General features: G+C 58.4%; 18 protein-coding genes. 8 read left to right on the top strand and 10 right to left on the bottom strand.

Annotated features, from left to right (window positions below):
* Positions 1 to 26: 26 nt before the first annotated feature.
* The 4 genes from D9K61_RS09260 to mazG form a co-directional block, all read right to left on the bottom strand.
* Positions 27 to 311: a hypothetical protein gene (locus D9K61_RS09260; protein WP_120632972.1), complete on the bottom strand. Its 285-nt coding sequence runs from the start codon at positions 309 to 311 to the stop codon at positions 27 to 29.
* A gap of 169 nt (positions 312 to 480) precedes the next feature.
* Positions 481 to 930, bottom strand: a complete 450-nt coding sequence (locus D9K61_RS09255) for a GNAT family N-acetyltransferase (protein ID WP_120632971.1) — start codon at positions 928 to 930, stop codon at positions 481 to 483.
* Positions 927 to 1,868 carry a nucleoside hydrolase gene (locus tag D9K61_RS09250; RefSeq protein ID WP_120632970.1) on the bottom strand — a complete coding sequence of 314 codons (942 nt, stop codon included), beginning with the start codon at positions 1,866 to 1,868 and terminating at the stop codon, positions 927 to 929. Before D9K61_RS09250 ends, D9K61_RS09255 begins: the two co-directional genes overlap by 4 nt.
* Before the next feature lie 63 nt (positions 1,869 to 1,931).
* A complete protein-coding gene (gene mazG / locus D9K61_RS09245; RefSeq protein WP_120632969.1) occupies positions 1,932 to 2,789 on the bottom strand; it encodes a nucleoside triphosphate pyrophosphohydrolase in 858 nt (285 codons plus the stop codon).
* A 66-nt stretch (positions 2,790 to 2,855) separates the two neighbouring features.
* Between mazG and D9K61_RS09240 the strand changes: the two genes are divergently transcribed.
* From D9K61_RS09240 to D9K61_RS09225, 4 genes are all read left to right on the top strand, one after another.
* Positions 2,856 to 4,019 (top strand): M20 aminoacylase family protein, encoded by a 1,164-nt coding sequence (locus tag D9K61_RS09240; RefSeq protein WP_120632968.1) that lies wholly within the window; start codon positions 2,856 to 2,858, stop codon positions 4,017 to 4,019.
* Between the two features lie 26 nt (positions 4,020 to 4,045).
* Positions 4,046 to 5,008 carry an agmatinase gene (gene speB, locus D9K61_RS09235; RefSeq protein WP_120632967.1) on the top strand — a complete coding sequence of 321 codons (963 nt, stop codon included), beginning with the start codon at positions 4,046 to 4,048 and terminating at the stop codon, positions 5,006 to 5,008.
* A 70-nt stretch (positions 5,009 to 5,078) separates the two neighbouring features.
* Positions 5,079 to 6,026 (top strand): agmatinase, encoded by a 948-nt coding sequence (gene speB / locus D9K61_RS09230; protein ID WP_120633001.1) that lies wholly within the window; start codon positions 5,079 to 5,081, stop codon positions 6,024 to 6,026.
* A gap of 68 nt (positions 6,027 to 6,094) precedes the next feature.
* Positions 6,095 to 6,493: a DUF1499 domain-containing protein gene (locus tag D9K61_RS09225; protein WP_120632966.1), complete on the top strand. Its 399-nt coding sequence runs from the start codon at positions 6,095 to 6,097 to the stop codon at positions 6,491 to 6,493.
* Here D9K61_RS09225 and D9K61_RS09220 read toward each other — a convergent pair.
* Positions 6,425 to 6,727, bottom strand: coding sequence for a hypothetical protein (locus D9K61_RS09220; RefSeq protein ID WP_120632965.1), 303 nt, complete (start codon positions 6,725 to 6,727; stop codon positions 6,425 to 6,427). The genes D9K61_RS09225 and D9K61_RS09220 overlap by 69 nt on opposite strands.
* 62 nt (positions 6,728 to 6,789) lie before the next feature.
* On the opposite strand from D9K61_RS09220, the gene prfA reads away from it, so the two are divergent.
* The 3 genes from prfA to D9K61_RS09205 all read left to right on the top strand — a co-directional run bounded on the left by prfA (position 6,790) and on the right by D9K61_RS09205 (position 9,513).
* Positions 6,790 to 7,845, top strand: a complete 1,056-nt coding sequence (gene prfA / locus D9K61_RS09215; RefSeq protein WP_120632964.1) for a peptide chain release factor 1 — start codon at positions 6,790 to 6,792, stop codon at positions 7,843 to 7,845.
* The gene (prmC, locus tag D9K61_RS09210; RefSeq protein ID WP_120632963.1) at positions 7,842 to 8,687 is read left to right on the top strand and encodes a peptide chain release factor N(5)-glutamine methyltransferase; all 846 of its coding nucleotides are present in this window, start codon (positions 7,842 to 7,844) and stop codon (positions 8,685 to 8,687) included. The genes prfA and prmC overlap by 4 nt, the downstream gene beginning before the upstream one ends.
* Before the next feature lie 238 nt (positions 8,688 to 8,925).
* The gene (locus D9K61_RS09205) at positions 8,926 to 9,513 is read left to right on the top strand and encodes a DUF4167 domain-containing protein (RefSeq protein WP_120632962.1); all 588 of its coding nucleotides are present in this window, start codon (positions 8,926 to 8,928) and stop codon (positions 9,511 to 9,513) included.
* A gap of 65 nt (positions 9,514 to 9,578) precedes the next feature.
* On the opposite strand, the gene rsmA is transcribed toward D9K61_RS09205, so the two are convergent.
* The 5 genes from rsmA to lptG all read right to left on the bottom strand — a co-directional run bounded on the left by rsmA (position 9,579) and on the right by lptG (position 15,968).
* Positions 9,579 to 10,421, bottom strand: coding sequence for a 16S rRNA (adenine(1518)-N(6)/adenine(1519)-N(6))-dimethyltransferase RsmA (gene rsmA, locus D9K61_RS09200; protein ID WP_120632961.1), 843 nt, complete (start codon positions 10,419 to 10,421; stop codon positions 9,579 to 9,581).
* An 84-nt stretch (positions 10,422 to 10,505) separates the two neighbouring features.
* Complete coding sequence (gene pdxA / locus D9K61_RS09195) at positions 10,506 to 11,471, bottom strand: 4-hydroxythreonine-4-phosphate dehydrogenase PdxA (RefSeq protein WP_120632960.1); 966 nt, start codon at positions 11,469 to 11,471, stop codon at positions 10,506 to 10,508.
* Complete coding sequence (locus D9K61_RS09190; RefSeq protein ID WP_120632959.1) at positions 11,468 to 12,721, bottom strand: peptidylprolyl isomerase; 1,254 nt, start codon at positions 12,719 to 12,721, stop codon at positions 11,468 to 11,470. Before D9K61_RS09190 ends, pdxA begins: the two co-directional genes overlap by 4 nt.
* Complete coding sequence (locus D9K61_RS09185; RefSeq protein WP_120632958.1) at positions 12,712 to 14,868, bottom strand: LPS-assembly protein LptD; 2,157 nt, start codon at positions 14,866 to 14,868, stop codon at positions 12,712 to 12,714. Before D9K61_RS09185 ends, D9K61_RS09190 begins: the two co-directional genes overlap by 10 nt.
* Positions 14,868 to 15,968: an LPS export ABC transporter permease LptG gene (gene lptG / locus D9K61_RS09180; RefSeq protein WP_120632957.1), complete on the bottom strand. Its 1,101-nt coding sequence runs from the start codon at positions 15,966 to 15,968 to the stop codon at positions 14,868 to 14,870. Before lptG ends, D9K61_RS09185 begins: the two co-directional genes overlap by 1 nt.
* A gap of 229 nt (positions 15,969 to 16,197) precedes the next feature.
* Between lptG and D9K61_RS09175 the strand changes: the two genes are divergently transcribed.
* On the top strand, positions 16,198 to 17,676 hold the full coding sequence (locus D9K61_RS09175) for a leucyl aminopeptidase (RefSeq protein ID WP_120632956.1): 1,479 nt from the start codon (positions 16,198 to 16,200) through the stop codon (positions 17,674 to 17,676).
* The last annotated feature ends 4 nt before the right edge of the window (positions 17,677 to 17,680 follow it).

Raw genomic sequence — 17,680 nt, 5'->3', positions numbered from 1 at the left:
CGTTTTCTCTGATACGCTCAAGGTGTTCAGCCTTTGATCTTTTTGACGATCATGCCAACAACGACCTGAACGACCAGTCCGGCGACCCCACCGCCGACGACATTTGCCGCCAGCGCGCCGAGATCCATGCCGCCTGCTGCTGCAGCGCCACCCGCGCCCAACAGCCCGCTCAGGATCTGCCCGCCGCCAACACCACCCACGGCGCCCACAAGCATGTTACCCAGACTGCCCATGTCCGAGCCTTTGACGAGTTTTCCGCCACCGGTGCCACCGAGTGCACCACCGACAAGTTGCCCGATCAATTGTTCCATTTACGTACCCCTGGAATTTTCTGTTTTTTGTTTGTGCCATAATACCTAGGAACTGACCCGCCGGGTGGTCACGGGGAAAGTTGCGGTAAAAATGCCCGTTTTTTGATAAATTATTTTAAAAACAATTGGTTAATTTCAAAAATCACGCCCTTTATTGACGTATTTCAGATCAGAGCTTTCGGCTCATCAGCATGTAACGTTCCCGGGCTTTGAACCCGGTGCGCATGTACAGTTTTTGTGTTGCCTCATTGGTGCGGTCAACTTCCAGATGCAGGGCCGTCAGACCGGCGCCCGCCAAGGCCTTGGGCAGGTCCAGCAGGACCTCGGTCGCGATACCACGACCCCGAACAGCGGGGCGGATGTAAATTTCGTCGACAAATCCGTCCATGCCGCCGAACTCGACCGACCAGCCGAAGGTGAGGATGATGTAGCCCAGCGGTGCACGTCCCGGTCCGATCAGGTAGATACACCCGTGCGGGATACCTTCGAGCAGCGGCAACAGTGCATCGCGTTGCTGATCGGCGTCTTGTTCTATGCCTGCCTCGGCGTGGAAAGCCGCGACAAGGCCCATCAGGCGGTCAAGGTCTTCGGGGCGGGCAAGGCGAAGCGCGGCGCTCATAACCGGGCCAGCCGTTCGGTGAGCAGGGCGAAGAATCCATCGGCATCTAGGTCGCCGACAAACAGCGCGTTGGGTTTTCTGTCGGTGACGCCCCACCAATCGGCGACGGTCATGCCCAAAGTCAGTTCTGATGTCGTTTCAATTTCCACATTGACGTGACGACCCGAGAACAGCTCGGGCCGGATCAGGTAAGCCGTGACGCAGGGATCGTGCAGCGGCGCGCCCTCGCTGCCATATTTGTTCTTGTCGAACCGTTCGAAGAAATCCGTCATCTGGGCGGTGGCAATGCCAGCTTTGTTGCCCAGAGCGCGGAACGCATCGTTGCGGGGTTTGGTGACCAGCGCCTTGTGAGTGACGTCCAAAGACATGACCACAATCGGTCTTCCGGATTTAAAAACAACATCAGCGGCTTCTGGATCGACATGAATGTTGAATTCCGCCGTAGGCGTGATGTTTCCAACTTCGAAATACGCACCACCCATCAGGACGATTTCCTGAACGCGTTCAACGATATCGGGGGCTTTCTGGAACGCAGTGGCGATATTGGTCAGCGGACCCAGAGGGCAGAGTGTGACGGTGCCGGGGTCGTGCGCGCGCAGAGTGTCGATGATGAAATCAACCGCGTGCCCGCCGGTCAGCTGCATCTGCGGGTCGGGCAGGTCTGGGCCGTCCAGACCGGTTTTGCCATGCACATGTTCAGCGGTGATCAAAGGGCGCGTCAGCGGGCGGTCGCACCCGGCATAAACCGGTACTTCGGTGTGGCCAGCCAGTTCACAGACGATACGCGCATTCTTGGCGGTCAGCGCCAGCGGAACGTTGCCCGCAACGGCTGTAATGCCCAGCACATCGATCTCTTCCGGGCTGGCCAGTGCCAACAGGATGGCGACGGCGTCGTCCTGTCCGGGGTCGGTATCGATGATGATCTTGCGCGCTGTCATTGCAGGCCTCCGGGGTCGTGAAGGGCGGACACTGGCAAGTGTCGCCGGACTTGTCCAGCAGTTTCAGCCGTTGGTTGCAGCCTCCACAGGCGGGAGTTTGCCGTTGGCGCGATGCTCTGCAATCTTCACCTCATCCCATAGCGCATCCATCTCCTCCAGGTCGCTTTCCGAGGGGGTTTTGCCGCGGTCAGCAAGCCGCGCCTCGACCTGTGCAAAGCGGCGTGTGAACTTGGCGTTGGTGCGGCGCAGCGCGGCTTCGGGTTCAATGCCCAGATGACGCCCAAGGTTGACCATCACGAACAGAAGATCGCCGAATTCATCTTCCAGTGCATCAGCATCCTTTTGGTCGCGCGCCTCTTCCAGCTCAGCGGCTTCTTCGGTGATCTTGGCAAGGACATGGCTGGCATCAGGCCAGTCAAACCCCACGCGCGCGGCGCGTTTTTGTAATTTATGCGCTCGCACCAGGGCGGGCAGGTTGGCCGCAACGCCGTCCAACGCACCTTTTTGCTCTTTGCCTGCGCGTTCGGCGGCTTTGACCGTTTCCCAATCCAGCGTTTGCTGTTCGGCCGATTTGTCGCGGGATTCATCGCCAAAGACATGCGGGTGGCGGGACACCATCTTGTCGGACATGGTGCGCACGACATCCTGAAAGGCGAAATGGCCGGCTTCTTCGGCCATCTGCGCGTGAAACACCGACTGGAACAGCAGGTCGCCCAGCTCACCCTTCAATTCATCCCAGGCCTGCCGTTCGATGGCGTCTGCGACCTCATAGGCTTCTTCGATTGTGTAGGGAGCGATCGTGCCGAAATCCTGTTCGATATCCCAGGGGCAGCCGGATTGCGGATCGCGCAGGCGGCGCATGATTTCCAGCAAGCGCTCGATCCCTGCGTCCGGGTCGTGGATCAGTGGATTTTCAGCCATTGCGAAGCCCCTTGTTCCAGTGTCTGATGCAGACATCCCGCAGCTTGGATCAGGAGTCCACCCCATATGCCCGTTGTGAACCGTATTGCCGACTATGCCGCTGACATGGCGACATGGCGCCAACATCTGCATACCATCCCCGAACTGGAGTTCGAATGCTATGAAACGGCGGCATTTGTGACGGAGCGTCTGCGCGAGTTCGGCGTAGATGAGTTGCACGAGGGCATCGCCAAGACAGGCATCGTCGCGATCATCAACGGTCAGGGGGAAGGGCCGACGATCGGCCTGCGCGCCGACATGGATGCGCTGCCGATCCCCGAGGAATCGGGGTTGGACTATGCCTCAACAAACCCCGGCAAGATGCATGCCTGCGGGCATGACGGGCACACGACAATGTTGCTGGGCGCGGCGCGTTATCTGGCAGAAACGCGCAACTTCAAAGGCCGCGTCGCGCTGATCTTTCAGCCGGCCGAAGAAGAAGGCGGCGGCGCAGGCGTGATGGTTGACGAAGGCATCATGGATAAATTCGATATTTCAGAGGTTTACGCGTTGCATAACGACCCCGGTAATCCCGAAGGCGCGTTCTATACCACACCGGGGCCGATCATGGCGGCGGTGGATACGTTCCACATCCATATTCAGGGGGTCGGTGGGCACGGGGCGATGCCGCATCAGACCCGTGACCCGGTGATGGCGGCTTGCGGGATTGCCCAAGCCATTCAGACCATTGTCAGTCGCAATCATTACGCGGTCGAAGATCTCGTGGTCTCGGTTACGCAGATCCATACCGGGACGGTCAACAATGTGATCCCGGATACCGCTTACCTGAACGGAACCGTCCGAACCTTCGACCCTGCGGTTCAGAAGATGGTGATGGAACGGATGGAGCAGATCGTAAAAGGGCAGGCGGCCTCATACGGGGTTGAGGCTGAGCTGGACTATGAGGTCGGCTATCCTGCGACCATCAACGATACCGACAAATGCGCCTTTGCGGCCGAAGTCGCGCGGGAGGTTTCGGGCGACAACCGCGTTGTGGATTCGATGGGCCGCGACATGGGAGCCGAGGATTTTTCTTATATGCTGCAGGCACGGCCCGGGGCCTATTTGTTTTTGGGGCAGGGCGACGGAGCGGGACTGCACCACCCAAAGTACAACTTCAATGATGAGATCGCGCCCGTTGGCGCATCTTTCTTTGCGCGGATTGTAGAAAAAGCGCTGCCGCTGAGCTGAAAAACACTGAGGAGGGAGCGGAAGCAATGGCTTTGGAAGATTCAAAGAACTTCGTGGATGAGGCGTTCACAAACCCCGAATTGAAAGGGGTTTCTCATGAGAACACGTTTGGCGGGGCAACGTCTTTTCTGCGACGTCTTTACACAAAAAATCTGACGGGTGTGGATATTGCGGTGACAGGGGTGCCGTTCGATCAGGCGGTCACCAACCGTCCCGGTACGCGTCTTGGGCCACGTGCGATCCGAGAGGCCAGTACACTTCAATCCCCGGACGAACCTTACGGCTGGCCCTTTGACGCGTTAGGCGAGTTGGCCATCGTGGACTATGGCGACATGGCCTTTGACTATGCCAATATTCCTGCCTTTCCCGATACGCTGACCGATCATATCCGGACTATATTGGCGGCGGATGTCGCCTCGGTCACGCTGGGCGGGGATCACTATATCAGCTTTCCCATCCTCAAAGCCTATGCCGAGAAATATGGGCCGATGTCCCTGGTGCAATTCGATGCCCACACCGACACATGGGCCGATGACGACATGTCCCGGGTGGATCACGGGACCATGTTCTACAAGGCCGTGAAATCGGGGATCGTGGATCCCAAGCGGTCGGTTCAGGTGGGGATACGGACAACCAACGAAGACACGCTGGGCGTCAACATCATCGACGCGCGCGAAGTGTATGAGGCCGGTCCAGCCGCTGTGGCGCAAAAGATCAAGGATATCGTGGGCGACAGTCCGGTTTACCTGAGCTTTGACATTGACGGGCTGGACCCGGCCTTTGCCCCCGGTACCGGCACGCCCGTTTGGGGTGGGCTTTCGTCGATTCAGGCGCAAATCATCCTGCGCGATATTGCCGGGATCAACATCAAGGGCGGGGATGTGGTCGAGGTATCGCCTCCGTTTGACACCTCCGGTGCGACGGCCATTGCTGGCGCACATGTCGCAACTCAGATCATTTGCCTGTTGGGATGGAACAAGCTGGTCTGACGTTAACTATTGATTAGCCATACTTCCGGTATGTGCTTAACCATGTGGCCGGATGGGAGAGACAACAGGCATGACAGATTTCAACCAACCGATCAGCGGCAATGATCTGGCCCGCTTCTCGGGGCCGAATACCTTTATGCGTTTGCCTCAGGTGGCCTCTCTTGAAGGGCTGGATGTCGCGGTTCTGGGAATCCCTATGGATATCGGTACCTCGTGGCGGTCCGGAACGCGGTTTGGGCCAAAGCAGATCAGATCCGAAAGCGCGATGATCCGGCCGTACAACATGGCCACAACCGCAGCACCATTCGATAAGCTTCAGATTGCCGATATCGGTGATCTGGCAATCAACACCTTTTCGTTGTCGGACAGTCTGAAGATCATCAAGGAAAGCTATGACGCCATTCTGGCGAAGGGCGTCACGCCGGTCGCCATGGGGGGCGATCATTCGATCACCCTGCCAATCCTGCGGGCGATAGCCGCGAAACACGGACCCGTGGCGCTAGTCCATGTCGATGCCCATGCAGATGTGAACGACGAGATGTTCGGCGAGCGTGAGACCCACGGCACCGTGTTTCGCCGCGCTTACGAAGAGCAATTGATTGTCCCTGACAAGACCTTTCAGATCGGCATCCGGGGGTCGGGATATGCGGCGTCTGACTTTACCGAGGCCAAGGGTTGGGGATTTCGCCAATACCCGGCGTGGGAGTTGTGGCAGCAGAACCTGACCCAGATCGGCTCGACGATCCGCAAGACGATTGGCGATCACCCGGTTTACATCACCTATGACATTGACAGTCTGGACCCGTCTTTTGCCCCGGGTACCGGCACACCCGAGATTGGCGGCCTGACAACGCCGCAGGCCTTGCAACTGATCCATGCGTTGGGTGGGGTCAATGTGGTGGGCTGCGATTTGGTCGAAGTGTCTCCGCCTTATGATCCGTCGGGAAATACGGCGCTGACGGCCGCAAACCTGTTGTTCGAGCTGTTATGCATTCTTCCCGGCGTGACGTCACGGTAGGGGAGACCGGAATGGCTTGTCCGGTTGACTGTGGCAGTTAGGCTTTGCGCCAAAGAGGGTATGGGGCAATGAGATACATGATCTGGCTGCTGGTTGCGTTGGTCATTTTGGTTGGTGGGTATATCCGCCTTGCCCCAACTGATCCCGATCTTTGGCATGTGCCCCCGACCGGCGACGTAAACCGGGACATGAAGGGTGGCGTCTACCGTATGGTCGAAACGGGCCCTGACGGATTGGGACAGTTGGACGAGATTGCGCGCGTTTCACCGCGCACCTCGGTTCTGGCCGGTTCAGTAGATGAGGGGATGATCACTTACGTCACGCGTACAAAATGGATCGGCTTTCCCGACTACACAACGGTGCAGCAGGACGGTGATATTCTACGTATCTATGGCCGTTTACGTTTTGGCCGAAAGGATTTTGACGTCAATCGACACCGGGTCGACGGGTGGCTTGCTTTGCTGTAATCCTGAAGACAAACACCCTTCCTGCACCTCGCGCCACATGGGGACGTTCAGGGACATCTGGCATTGCGCTGTGAACATGCGCCCATCGACCTGCAGGCAGATCATCTCACCCAGTTCAATCCGGCTGCCGGATTTGTCGGTGCAGTAGCAATCCTGCACCTTACCTCCGGGGCCGATTACATCGGCCAATGCAGGTGGCGTGCACAGGATCAAGACAAGAATGAGCCGTTTCATATGATCAGGTTAGCATAAGGCGGGGCCTTGACCAAAGCCCCGGATTGATAGACACCGCCCGGATGATCCCCGAAGAACGACTTGAACAGATAACCCAGCGGTTTCAATACCTCGAAGCAGCCATGGCCGATGGTGCCTCGGGCGGTGATATTGCGACGCTGGCGAAGGAATATTCCGATCTGAAACCCGTGGTCGATCAGATTATGGCCTGGCGTCAGTTGGTCACCGATCTGGCCGATGCCGAGGCTATGCTGACCGACCCGGATATGAAGGAACTCGCCGAGGAAGAAGTTCCCGCGCTGCAGTCGCGTATCCCCGAGGCGGAACATGCGCTGCAACTGTCGCTGTTGCCCAAAGACGCTGCGGATGCGCGCCCTGCGATGCTGGAAATCCGGCCTGGAACAGGCGGGGATGAGGCCGCTTTGTTTGCCGGAGATCTGCTGCGGATGTATCAGCGCTATTCCGAAGCGCGCGGCTGGAAATTCGAGATCATCGAAGAACAGGCCTCTGATCTGGGTGGCATCAAAGAGGTTGTGGCCCATATCAAGGGCGAAAACGTCTTTGCCCGGATGAAATATGAATCCGGTGTGCACCGTGTGCAGCGGGTGCCCGAAACCGAAAGCGGTGGGCGCATTCATACCTCGGCCGCAACAGTTGCGGTCCTGCCCGAGGCGGAAGACGTAGACATCCAGATCGACGCCAATGACATCCGGATCGATACGATGCGATCGTCAGGCGCGGGCGGGCAGCATGTGAACACCACCGATTCGGCGGTGCGGATCACACACCTGCCCAGTGGCTTGGTGGTGACCAGTTCCGAGAAATCGCAGCACCGCAACCGTGAGATTGCAATGCAGGTGTTGAAAACGCGCTTGTATGATCATGAACGCCAGCGGATCGACAGCGAACGCTCGGCCGATCGGGCCAGTCAGGTGGGATCCGGCGATCGGTCAGAGCGCATCAGGACTTACAATTTCCCGCAAGGCCGCATGACCGATCACCGCATCAACCTGACGCTTTATAAGCTTGATCAGGTGATGCACGGTGATCTGGACGAGGTGATCGATGCGCTAACGGCCGACGATCAGGCCCGTTTGCTGGCTGAGATGTCACAATGACGGGGGTACAGACAGCTGCGCAGGCGATGGTCGCTGCAACGGCGCGCCTGCGTGCGGCCGGTGTGGATGATCCGGCGCGGGATGCGCGCGTGTTGCTAGCCCATGCCGCCCGGATAGAAGCCAGCCGTGTCACACTGATCGCGCCCGAGGAATTGTCGCCCGATATCTCTGAGCGCTATGATCAGTTGATTTCACTGCGCGCCATTCGCGTGCCGGTCTCGCATCTGCTGGGCGAACGAGAATTCTATGGGCGCGGGTTCCGGGTCAGCAGTGATGTGCTGGATCCACGCCCCGAGACCGAGGCGTTGGTCGAGGCGGCACTAAGCCAGCCATTTGATCATGTATTGGATCTGGGAACAGGGTCAGGCTGTATCCTGGTGACCTTACTGGCCGAGCGCACCAGCGCAACCGGGATGGGCGTTGATGTCAGTGAGGCTGCCTGCCTGCAGGCCAGCGCAAACGCGGTGAAACATGGTGTTCAGGACAGGATCGATATCCGCAAATCCAACTGGTTTGATGGTGTCGACGACGCCTATGATCTGATCGTGTCCAACCCACCCTATATATCGCTTACCGAGATGAGGGGGCTGTCGCCGGAAGTCCGCGAGCATGAACCTCGGTTGGCATTGACGGATGAGGGTGATGGGTTGGGTGCGTATCGGCACATTGCCGCAGGTGCGCCTGACTTTTTGATGCCCGGTGGGCGCATACTGGTCGAAATTGGCCCCACACAGGCAGCTCAAGTATCCGCCTTGTTGGATGCATCGGGTCTGGCCGACATTCGAATAATCCCCGACCTGGATGGCCGCGATCGCGTGGTTGGTGCCAGAATGCCCGGATGAAATGCAAAACTGAGGCCGAAAAACGCCGATCCCGGTAAAAAAGCTGAGAAAATCCCGAGAATCCTCTTGTCTGTACGCGCAGGACATGTTTACTCAGGATTAGTCGGCGAGGTAGACGCTGTTTCAGCGCGCCCCTGACGCCAAGCCCAAAAAGTCGATGACGCGTTACGGCACAAGCCTCTGAGCAGCGTAAGGTACGGGTTGATCGACAGCGAATGACAAGGCTGACGTAAAGTAGATGAGATCTTCCAAATCCCGCTCGCGGGCCAAGAATAACCGCAATCGTCCTTCTGGCGGCAACGTCGTAAACCGTGTTTTTGACAGCTCGGGTCCGGAAGGAAAGGTGCGTGGCACACCGCAGCAAATCATAGATAAGTACAATCAGTTGGCGCGCGATGCCCAACTGGCAAATGACCGTGTTGCGGCCGAAAATTTTCAGCAACATGCCGAGCATTACTTGCGATTGCTCAGCGAAGCGCAGAAAGAAATGGACGCACGCCGCGAAGAGCAGGAGCGCCAGAATCGCGAACGCCAGGCGGAACGTGATCGTGAACGCGCCGAGCGTCAGGAACGCGAAGCGGCCCGTCAGTCTGATCCGGCCGCGACGCCGCAGCCTGACGTCATGGATTTCGGCTCCGAGGCAGCTGCGCCTGAAAGCGGTCTGGTCGAAACCCCGGAAAGCCAGGGAAATGCACCTGAAGAGGGTTCCGAGGCGCCGGAGCGCAAGGAAAAGCCGGCACGCAAACCCCGCGCCCGCAAGCCGAAACCGGCACCCAAACCTGAAACGACCGGTGACAATGGCGATACGCCTGAGGCTGCTGAATAGTCAGGCCGATAGGATCTGAATTAAGAAACCCCGGTTTATGCGCCGGGGTTTTTCTTTTTGCAGTGTCAGGGTTTTTGAATTTCGCGGGCCAATGCGCAGAACGCTTCGAGCGGGATCTGCTCGGCCCGGTCTGTGGGCTTGATACCGGCGGCACGCAAACGGTCCTCGATATCTGGCGCGACGCCCTTCAGCGAAGCACGTAGCATCTTACGACGCTGGTTGAAGGCGGCGGCGACGGTGCGGGACAAAGTGGCAGCATCCGCCGGATAACGCGGTTCGGGCAGGGCGATTAGATGAACAACCGCGCTGGAGACTTTGGGCGGCGGAGTGAACGCTCCCGGAGGCAGAGACATCGCAATACGTGCCTCGGCCCGCCACTGCGCAAGGATGGCCAGACGCCCGTAGGTTTTGCTGCCGGGTTGGGCAACAATGCGCTCGGCCACTTCGCGCTGGAACATCAGCGTCAGGCTTTGCCAGAACGGGGGCCATTCCGGCGGCGTCAACCAACGCACCAGAAGCTCGGTTCCGACATTATAGGGCAGGTTGGCCGCGACCCGGATCGGCGGTGTCAGATGCGCCAGAGGGTCGATTTCAAGCGCATCGCCGTTGATCACCTCGAGCTTGCCGGGATAGGCCGCAGCGATGTCATTCAGTGCGGCGATGCAACGGGTGTCTTTTTCAACGGCGACAACTTTGCGCGCGCCTTCGGACAACAAGCCGCGCGTCAGACCACCGGGGCCGGGGCCGATTTCCAGAACATCGCATTCTCGCAAATCACCGGCCTGGCGCGCGATCTTGGCAGTCAGGTTGAGGTCCAGCAAAAAGTTCTGACCCAGCGACTTGCGGGCGGACAGCTGGTGCGACGCGATAACCTCGCGCAATGGGGGAAGTGTGTCGATGGCGCTCATGATCCGACTACCGTGGCGCGGAAAGGCGGCGTGGTGCCAGAGGTTTTTTGCCTCCGGCGGGGATATTTTTGGCCAGATGAAGCATCAAGGGGTCTGTGCCATCCGTTGGGCGAGTTTCAAAGCTTCGATCAGGCTGGTGGGATTGGCGATGTTTTTTCCCGCGATATCCAGTGCAGTGCCGTGGTCAGGTGAGGTGCGTATGAAGGGCAGACCCAGCGTCACATTGACACCGCGGTCGAAATCCAGCGTTTTGATCGGGATCAGGGCCTGATCGTGATACATGGCAATCGCCGCGTCATAGCGGGTGCGGGCGGCGCCGTGAAACATGGTGTCCGCCGGTAGCGGACCCGTTACTGTGTAGTGGTCGCTGGTAAGGTCCGATAGCAGCGGTGATATCCAGTCCAGCTCTTCCGTGCCCATTTTGCCGCCTTCGCCTGCATGGGGGTTCAAACCGGCGACGGCGAGACGTGGGTGGGGGATGCCGAAATGTTGGCGCAGACCTTGCGCAGTGATTTCGATTGTATCGCGCAGCACATCCGGGGTCAGTTCATGAGGAACGCGCGACAGGGGAATGTGGATGGTCGCCGGAACCACACGTAGTTGGTCGCTGGCGAGCATCATCACCACCCGCTTGCGACCCGCCAATGCGGCGAGAAACTCGGTATGGCCGGGATAGGCAAACCCGGCTCCGTCGATCAGTGCCTTTTTATGGATCGGAGCCGTGCACAGAGCCGAAGCAGCGCCGGATTGCACCAACGCAACCCCCTGTTCGATGGCGTCAATGACCGACGGCGCGTTTGCCGGGTCTGGATCGCCGGGCCGGTTTGTGGCCGGGAATTCCAGTTGCAGAACCGGTAAGGCGGTTGCACTGATCCGCGACGCTTGCGACGGGTCTTTGATCACTTGCGTAGGTGTTTCATCCGGCAGGTGCGCGACATCTCCGATATAGACAAACGGACAGGTGTCACGCAGGTGGTCCCACGCTTTCGCTGCGACTTCTGGGCCGATTCCAGCCGGGTCACCGCAGCTGAGCACGATAGGGGCCATCATTGCTCGATGATAGTTGCGTCGGCCCGCAGCTGTTCAATCAGACTATCGGCAAAGGCTTGCAGACGCTGCTGGGTCAAGGCGTTGGCCACATCTTCGCGGGACGTGTCCTCACCCAAGTCGCGGGTCCGATTGCAGAGCATCAGGAACATCAGCGTTTGACCATTGTTGCGTGTTAGTGTTGTCGACACTTCGTTCCGGTCAAGCTTGGCCAGTTCGACAGCCACATCACGTGGAATCTCTGACGGGGCAGCATCGATGCGATCCAAAACCTCGCGGGGCTGATCTTTGGCGATGCCGTAGAGGTCGTCACATGTATCGATCTCTTCTTTCAAACGCGCTGCGGTTGCCAGGGTATCAGAGATGCGGCCGCCGGGAAGGTAGTAAATGGCGTAGTCGATTTTGGAGAATCTGGGTGCGCCTGTTGCAACTTCGCGCAAACCGCGCAGCTGGAACAGGGCGACAGCATTGGGCAGCGAGATCGGATCGGTAATCTCGCCATTTTGCAGGCCCAGAATCACGGGTTGCAGCGCGGGCGGCAGGTTGGAGATATTGAGCCAATCCAGACGGCCGCCATTTTCGCGGGTGGATGCCGCTGAATACTGCGCAGCTGCTGCGGAAAAGGCGTCAAACCCCTGCAACTGAGCAATCTCTTCCGCCAAAAGCTCGGTCTGTGCGAGAGTTTGGGGGGTCACTGGAATAATGACTTCGGACAACAAGACCTGAAGCCCGCCACCGCCGGCCTGTCCCAGTGCACGGTTGATTTCGTCCTGTGTCGGGCGAGCCTGAGACAGGAACCGGGAACTGATGTAGTCGCGCCAGGACAACTGATCTGCCACGAAATCCCGAACGGTTTCAGGATCAACGCCCGACTCACCAAGCAGTTGCAGGAATTGTTCAGTCGACAGTTGTCCGCGTGCTGCGAACTCATCGATTCCCAGCTGCACATCTTCTGGGGCGACCTGAATTCCGGCCGCGCTCATCGCTTGTTTGCGCAGCCGGTCATCGATCAACGCCTGACGGACATCCTTTTCCGAGTCGCCCGGTATGCCCAGCACGGTCAGAAACTGAAGTCGTTGGTCCAGCTCGTACCACGTGACGATGTCTTGATTGACGCGTATCGCAGGCGAGAACAAACCTTGAGCGCTGACACGCGGCGCAACAACGATGAGCGATGCGGCAATCAGCGCCGGTGCAACCGGTTTATGCCAACCGGAACGAAGAAACCTGAAGAAACCTGATATCAACTGCATTTTCTCTTGTATGTGTTGCCACCGCCTTCGAGGGCGTAACCTGTCAGCGACAGGGTAAAGCCGAATTCGGTCGAAGGCTCAATAGTTGATGTTGAAGTAAAGCGCCGCGCTACGGACATGTTAACCTGAACACATTCGTTCTGATATGTCACTCCCAGGCCAAGGCGGATGGGTTCGGACTCGGCGAAATCATAGCGTGCCTCGGCTCGGGTTAGCCAGTTTTGATCGATTGGATAACGTCCCCGGAGCCAAATCTCAGAGATTTCGGCAGTGGCATTTTCGGCAGGATCTTTTTCCTGCCAGATATAGCTGCCCGACACGCCAGCCCCGTCTTTCTGCCACGCGCCGCGAACCTCGGCTTTGACGAAGCTTAGGTCACCGTTCAACAAGCCTCGTCCGGCAAGCGACCAGCCGTTCGCTGTTTTGATCTGTCCCGCCAGCAAAAGGTCCGAAGACGTGCCCTGCAAACCGGATGTCAGGTTGAAATTGGGGTCGGCATCAGCCCGAAAAACCTGACCAACCGTGGCCAGGGCCTGCCAGCCGTTTGCGCCATACCGGGCCCAGTTGAGCCCCACGACCGCGGTTGCACCATCTTCTCGTTGGTCTTCTGCCGGGAACCGCGACAGCGACAGCAGGTTGCCCTGATCGAAGTCCTGGAAGGTGCTTTCGTCGTTGGGGACGTCGGTGTCAGAGACATCTGTCCAGCCAAATTGCACAATCGGTTCAATGAACTGGGTCGCACCAGATCTTTCGCGTCGAGTCATCGGATAGCGCAGGGTGAGCGCCGCTCGCGGGGTTGAACGGGTGACGTCCGTTGGAAAGTTGCTGTCGTGCCGAATGTTGAACGTATCGATCGACGCGCCAAACCGGGCATCGGCCCGCAGCCCTGAGGCAAAGGTCCAGCTGCGCAACCATTCTGCGTCAAATGTCGCCCGGGCAATGTCCCGCCCGATGATATCCTCGTCGCTGGTGCGTTCATGGGCATGGCCAACAAAGCTGAGCCGAACCTCGCCGCCCACTGCGCTTGGGAAAAAGCGTTTCTGGTAGTTCAGATCGAACACGCGCGACGGGATGTTGTCCTGATTTTCGCTGTCGCGCAGGGTTTTGTAGTGAATGAAACTGGTTCTAAAGGCTGTGTCGCGCTTGATCCGCTCCAACGCAATCTCGCTGCGCAAGCGATCCAGATCGGGCAGACCGTAATCGGCTAGGTATGCATCGTCCGACGCGGTCTGAAGGTTGAAGGTAAAGCGGTAGTCGTTCTTCAGACCGAACCAGCCGTTGGCAAACAGATAGCCGCGGTCCTGGCCCTGTTGCACATCATCCCGCGTATAGGCCCCTTCGATCTGGATGCGGCCGTTCACAAACGCCTGACGGTACCGATAGCCCAGTGTTGTGGTTTTGGCCGAAAGGTAGGGCGTCAGCGTCAGATCCTTGTGGTCGCCCAGTTTGAAGAAATACGGGACTTGCACGCCCGTGCCCAATTGCGATGTCGTGCGGATAGATGGAACCAGAAACCCAGTTGCACGGTCCAGGGTTGGATCTGGCAGGCGCAGGTAGGGGAAATAGAACACCGGGTAATCCAGCACCCTAAGTTGCGCGCCTTCAAAATAAAGTTGCCGTTCCAGCTGATCGTGTGTGACCTTACGAGCCCGAATTTGCCAAAGCGGTGGTTTCCCATCGTCGCAGACATGACAGGACGTTGCCGAAACTTTGCTGAATTGCGTATAGCGGCCCGATGCCCGCTTGGCTTGCACCGACGCGATCTGAACCTGCTGGTCAAAAACCATCCGGGCGCCGATCAGCAACCCGTTTTGAAGACCGCTGTCCAGCTGTGCTGAATCAGCAAGGACCGTGGACCGTCCATCCTGATCGATGCGAATGGGGCCTTCCAGCGTCAACTCGCCGGTTTCCCGGTTGTAGACAACACGTCGCGCGGACAATTTGACGTCGCCTTGGAACGCTTCGACATTACCTTCGGCCACAAGGCTGCGATCTGAGGTGATAAACACCTTGTCGGCGACCAGAAGGGCTGGTTCCTGCTCTTCCTGCGATCCTTGCGCCTGCGGCGTTGTTGTTTGCGCAACTAGGCCTGCGGGAACAGACAAGGCAAGTGCGCTTGTCAGCAACAGGGGGACAATGTGCCGCATCAGCCATCCTCCGCATGTAAGAGCAAGCCGAGCGCCAGCAGAATTGCGGCAAAGGGTGGAGCCCATGCGGCGACATAGATGGGCAATTGTCCGTTTTCCCCGAGAATTTGCGCAAAGTTGCGGATGAAATAGATGCCAAAGCCCAACAGAACCGCCGTCAGTACGGCAATTCCTGTGCCGCCAAAACGGACGTGGCGCATGGTGAAGGCCGCTCCGATCAGGACCATGGCGACCAGAAAGAAGGGGCGCGCCAGTTGGACCTGCAGCCAAACCTCGTATTGTTTGGTCGAAAACCCGGCCTCGCGCAGATCCGATATCAGCTGTGGGAGGTCATAGACCGAGACCGAGTCTTGCTGGCCGAGAGTGTCGAGAATCCGTTCGCGTGTCAGTGATGTTGGCAGCTCGAGCCGGTCATGTGACACAGAATTGAATTCCGGGTTCTGCCCATCCTGCAGTTTCCAGATTTTGGCGTGCGACAATACCCATTTCCCATCCTGCAGCTCGGCCCGGTCGGCGATGATCTGTTGGGTTGGTTTACCATCGGGGGCAAAAGTAATGATGGTCACGTCGTTCAGCCCCAGGGTCTCTTCGTTTGAGGTGCCGCGCGCATGGATCACGGCCTGACCGTTTTCAGCACCTTGCCGCAGCCAAAGACCCTCGCTGCTGATCGACAGAGCTGAACTGCCATTGTTGCGGTAGGAATCCGACAGGCGCTGAAACTCCTCAGAAGTGGCAGCGGCGATTGGGTTCAGCAATGCCACCGCCAGCGCGCCGATGGTTAGTGCCAGCAGGACAGGAGCCACCAGCGCGCGGATGCCGGATCGGCCCGTGGCGCGCGTCACCACCAATTCGGATGTGCGGGCCAGCCCAACAAACAGGGCGATTGTCGACAGAATGACCAGCAGAGGCAGCATTTCGCTGATTGCGGCGGGTGTGTTCAACAGGGTCAGGTGCAGCACACGACCAAAGGACAGATCAACATCGTTGAAACGGCGTACCTGTTCAATCAGGTCGATCAGAATCATCAGGGTCAGAAAAATGGCGCCTATGACCAGAAAGCTCTGCAGAAATCTGCGGCCGAAGTAACGATCGAGGATCACGGATGTGCCCCCGCTAAGCTTGTGAAGTGGGGATTCAGACCGGATTCGTCCACGCATGTAACAATGCGCGACGGCCTATGCCTGCCGTTTGATGCCACTTCATTCTCCCCCGAGCCTGCCGGTTATTTTTTCGGGACCTTAATGCAATTGAGAGGCGGGGAAAACTGCTATCTGGTCAAGTTGGGCAGCGCAGGCTAGGTCTTGGGGAACAGATTTTGAGGAGTTTGCAATGAGCAGTCTGGTACCGATCCGTTTTCAGGCCTTTGACGTGGACGCTATGGCCCAGGCCGAAGGGCGTGTCGTGATCATTATTCCGTCGGAAGGTAAAATGAGCCCGGCTGCGCGTCGTGCGAACCGGCTGACCAAAGGTGCCGTTGCCCGGCTGGTGGAAAGCGAAAAGTTCGGCAAGGCCAAATCAGGCGACGTGATCTCTCTGGCCTGGCCCGCGGGCATGGCGGCCGAGGCGCTGGACGTTCTGGTTTTGCCGCGCCGCCCCGACCATGACGAAGCGCGCAAAGCCGGTGCCGCAGTGGCCAAACTGGCGGGCGGCAAAGACGTGCTGGTAATGGCGGGAAATCAGGTGCACGTCGAACACCTTGCCATGGGGATTGCCCTGCGCAGTTATGATTTCGACGCACACAAGACCAAGGAAAGCGACGGTGCCGGGGCGGTGATCATCGGCCATTCGAAACATGATGAGGCCGAGGCTGCATTCGCGCCTCTATATGCGATCGCGGACGGGGTGCGGATGACGCGGGACCTGACCAACGAGCCTGCGAATGTTCTGACCACCACTGAATTCGCAGATCGCCTGGCCGAGATGAAAGATCTGGGCCTCGAGGTGGAAGTTCTGGAAGAAGACAAACTGACAGAGCTTGGCATGCGCACGCTACTATGCGTCGGGCAGGGCTCGGTCAGCCCGTCTAAAGTTGTTGTCATGCACTGGAGAGGCGGAGACAAAGACGACGCGCCGCTGGCGCTGGTCGGCAAGGGCGTCGTGTTCGATACCGGTGGCATCTCGCTGAAGCCTTCAGGCGGCATGGAAGACATGACCATGGATATGGGCGGTGCGGGCGTTGTGGCTGGCACTATGCGGGCGCTGGCCAAGCGCAAGGCCAAAGCCAATGTAGTCGGACTCGTCGGGCTGGTAGAAAACATGCCCTCAGGCAATGCAACACGTCCGGGCGATGTGGTGACGTCGATGAAGGGCGACACCGTCGAGGTCATCAACACCGACGCCGAAGGTCGTTTGGTTCTGTGTGATGTCATGTGGTACGCGCAGGAGCGGTTCGAACCGGTTGGCATGATTGATCTGGCGACCTTGACCGGTGCGGTTATCATCGGACTGGGGCACGAGAATGCCGGTGTGTTTTCGAACAACGATACGTTCTGCGATGCTTTCCTGAAATCCGCCAAAGCCGAGGATGAAGGCGCGTGGCGGCTACCGCTGGGTGCCGGGTACGACAAACTGTTGAAGTCGCGGATTGCTGATATGAAGAACGTCGGTGGCCGCCCGGCGGGGTCAATCACAGCCGCGCAGTTCCTGCAGCGCTTTGTCAAAGAAGAGACCCCCTGGATTCATCTGGACATTGCCGGTGTCGCCTCGGTGACCTCAGAAACTTCTTATGCGCCCAAAGGGGCCACTGGCTGGGGCGTGCGTGCGCTAAGCCGCTTCGTCCAGGACAATTTCGAGACCGCTGAAGAGTAATCTC

This window comes from Ruegeria sp. EL01, assembly GCF_900313035.1.
Classification (GTDB): Bacteria; Pseudomonadota; Alphaproteobacteria; order Rhodobacterales; family Rhodobacteraceae; genus Ruegeria.
This window is presented reverse-complemented; position numbering and strand designations above follow the sequence as displayed.